The organism is Brachybacterium sp. HMSC06H03 (assembly GCF_001807385.1).
Classification (GTDB): Bacteria; Actinomycetota; Actinomycetes; order Actinomycetales; family Dermabacteraceae; genus Brachybacterium; species Brachybacterium conglomeratum.
Window position 1 is genome coordinate 1 of sequence record NZ_KV788735.1, and the last position, 2875, is coordinate 2875.

The 2875-nt window shown below is 72.7% G+C and carries 4 protein-coding genes; 1 reads left to right on the forward strand and 3 read right to left on the reverse strand.

Annotated elements, in window-relative coordinates:
• Both HMPREF3159_RS06345 and HMPREF3159_RS06350 read right to left on the reverse strand, forming a co-directional pair.
• Nucleotides 1–339 (reverse strand): DUF6541 family protein (locus HMPREF3159_RS06345; RefSeq protein WP_371441696.1); only part of this gene is annotated, 339 nt, incomplete at its 3' end.
• Nucleotides 336–755: a DUF2304 domain-containing protein gene (locus tag HMPREF3159_RS06350; protein ID WP_010549819.1), complete on the reverse strand. Its 420-nt coding sequence runs from the start codon at nt 753–755 to the stop codon at nt 336–338. The genes HMPREF3159_RS06345 and HMPREF3159_RS06350, both read right to left, overlap by 4 nt.
• 69 nt (nt 756–824) lie before the next feature.
• Between HMPREF3159_RS06350 and HMPREF3159_RS06355 the strand changes: the two genes are divergently transcribed.
• Nucleotides 825–1532: a glycosyltransferase family 2 protein gene (locus HMPREF3159_RS06355; RefSeq protein ID WP_070500181.1), complete on the forward strand. Its 708-nt coding sequence runs from the start codon at nt 825–827 to the stop codon at nt 1530–1532.
• A gap of 121 nt (nt 1533–1653) precedes the next feature.
• On the opposite strand, the gene HMPREF3159_RS06360 is transcribed toward HMPREF3159_RS06355, so the two are convergent.
• A complete protein-coding gene (locus HMPREF3159_RS06360) occupies nt 1654–2658 on the reverse strand; it encodes an LCP family protein (RefSeq protein ID WP_246821514.1) in 1005 nt (334 codons plus the stop codon).
• Nucleotides 2659–2875: the final 217 nt, after the last annotated feature.

Here is a 2875-nt window from a genome sequence, read left to right on the forward strand (position 1 = left end):
GAGCGCGCCGGCCCAGCCCAGGTGCGCCACGAGCGGGCGCGGGGCGAGCAGCGGGCCGTCGAGCACCGTCGAGGGGAGGCGCACCCCGCGCCGGCCGAGGAGGTGCGCGAGGAGCACCAGCAGCGCGGAGAGGACCGCGAAGGGGAGCAGCGTCCAGGCCACCCCCGCCATGGAGGCGATGATCGCGCCGATCCCGGCCACCGCGGTCCCGATCGCCGGCGCGAACGCGAGGGCGATCAGGCGGGAACCGGCCAGCGCGCGGACGGCGAGATAGCCGGGGACGTACGCGGCGGCGAGGACGATCAGGACGACGAGGAGGAGGCTCGCAGCGTCCGTCATCCGTCGTGCTCGCGCAGGGAGCGCTCCCGGTACTGCGCGGCCGGCTCCGCCTCGTCGAGGGAGAGCCGTCGGGCCAGATAGGTGGTGCGCTTCTCGGCGTTCTTCGTCCGCGCCTCCTGGAGGGCGAGGAAGCCCAGCAGCACCAGGACCGTCGCGTACAGGAGCAGATCGGCGCCGCGCCCCACCCCGACCATGTGCGCCACGCGCGTGAGCATCGTGGGGAACAGCACGGTCAGCGCCGCGAAGACGGCGAAGGCGATGACGAGCAGCCGCCGGACGGCGAGCTGCTTCGCGCCGCGCTTGACGAAGAGCCACGCGACGATCGCCACGATCCCCGCCACCAGCAGCAGCTGGATGATGAAGGTGCGCCCGCTCACCCCGAGGGCAGGGCCGAGCGCTTCGAGCAGAGTGTCCACCGCAACAGGGTATCCTCCTCGGGCGTGCGCCTCCCGGCCGCCGAATGCTCCGTCACACGAGGAGAACCCATGGACAGCCCTGACCCCTCGCGCGCCACGCACGCGCCCGGGGCCGACTGCACCTGGTTCGTCGTGCCGCTGTTCAACGAGGGCGTCGTCATCGGCGACGTGATCCGTGACCTGCGCTCCCGCTACCCGCTCGTGGTCTGCGTGGACGACGGCAGCGCGGACGGCTCGGCCCGGATCGCCGAGGAGGCCGGGGCCGCCGTGGTGCGCCACCCCTACAACATGGGCCAGGGCGCGGCGCTGAAGACCGGCATCGACTACGCGCTGCGCGACCCGCAGATGCGGCAGATCGTGACCTTCGACGCCGACGGGCAGCACCAGGTCGACGACGCCGCGGAGATGATCCTCAAGCGGGATGCGGAGGGCGTGGACATCGTGCTCGGCTCCCGCTTCCTCGATGCCCGCACCAAGCCCGGCCTGATCAAGCGCATGGTGCTGCGCGGGGCGGTCTGGTACTCGAACCTGACCTCCGGGGTGAAGCTCACCGACGCCCACAACGGGCTGCGGGTCCTGGGCCGCGAGGCGTGCGAGAAGATCACCATCGAGCAGAACCGGATGGCGCACGCCTCCGAGCTCGTCGAGGAGATCGGCCGCCACGACCTCACCGTCGCCGAGCACCCGGTGCACATCCTCTACACCGACTACTCCCGTTCGAAGGGTCAATCGGTGCTGAACTCGGTGAACATCGTCATCGACATGCTCTTCCGCTGAGCCGGGCGCCCCACGGGGCACGCCACCGGCCCGCACGGACCTGCGACAGCGAAGCGGCCGACGTCCCTCGGGACGTCGGCCGCTCCTCGTCGTGCAGGGCGCTCTCGCACGCGCCCTCGGCTCACCCCTCCGCCGGCTCGGGCTCGGCCGTGCCGTCGGCCACCGACTCGAAGAACGCCTTGATGTCCTCGTCGTCGGTGAGGATCGCGACGCCGGAGTTGTTGGTCTGGTACTCGGGATCCTCGATCGGGATGGACAGCGAGCCCGAGCCCATCGCGGAGCGGGCGGTCAGCGCCATCCGGGCCACGTCCACGATGCCGGTGCCGTCGCTGGTGGTCAGCGCGCCGGAGCCGGCGCCCGCGAGCCGCACCTGCGTGATCGGGTTCAGCAGCACGGCGGGGGAGGTGGCGCGGTCCATCAGCGCGGAGACGAACTGCTGCTGGCGGGCCTGACGGCCGATGTCCGCGGTCGGGTCGAAGTAGCGGGCGCGCACGAAGGCGAGGGCCTGCTCGCCGCCCACGTCGTGGCAGCCCTCCGTCATCTTCAGCCCCGACTTCTCGTCGTCCACGTCCTGGTCGATGCACAGGTTGACGTGGCCGACCGCGTCGACCACCTGCGAGACGCCGTCGAAGCCGATCTCGACGTAGTGGTCGATCGCCAGCCCCGTGAACTCCTCGACGGTCTCGACCAGCAGGGGAGCGCCGCCGAAGGAGTAGGCGGCGTTGAGCTTGTACCCGCCGTACCCGGGGATGGCCACGAGCGTGTCGCGGGGCAGCGAGATCAGGTAGCTCTTCCCGCCCCGCGCCTTGTGCAGGAGCATGATCGTGTCGGTGCGGGCGCCCTCGGTGCCGTCGGCGTTCACGGCCTCGCCGTCGCGCTTGTCGGAGCCGGCGATGAGATAGGTGGTCCCGGGCGTGTTCTCCGCCTCGGACAGCGCATCGACGTGCTCGATCCGGCTGTTCGCCCAGAGGGTGAGGCCCGCGCCCCAGCCCAGCACGATCACCAGCAGCAGCACCGCGAGGGTCGCGCCGAGCCGCATCGGGCGCGGGATCCGGGAACGGCGACGCCGGGTGCGCGGCGGACCGCCGGGACCGGCAGGGCCGCCGTGTCCGCGGCCGTCGTGCACACGCTGCGGCTCCTCGCCCCACGCTCCAGCACGCGCCTCCTCGGGACGCTCCCCGGGACCGCCCGCGCCCGTGGGCCCCTCGACGCGCGGCAGGGGACGGGTCGGCGCAGGACCTGCGGCATCGCCTCTGCGTCCGGGGCCGCCGGCCTGCCCTGCGTGTCCGGAGGAGCGGTGGGGCCCCTGGCTAAGGCCGCGGGGGCGCGGAGCGGGGGCACCG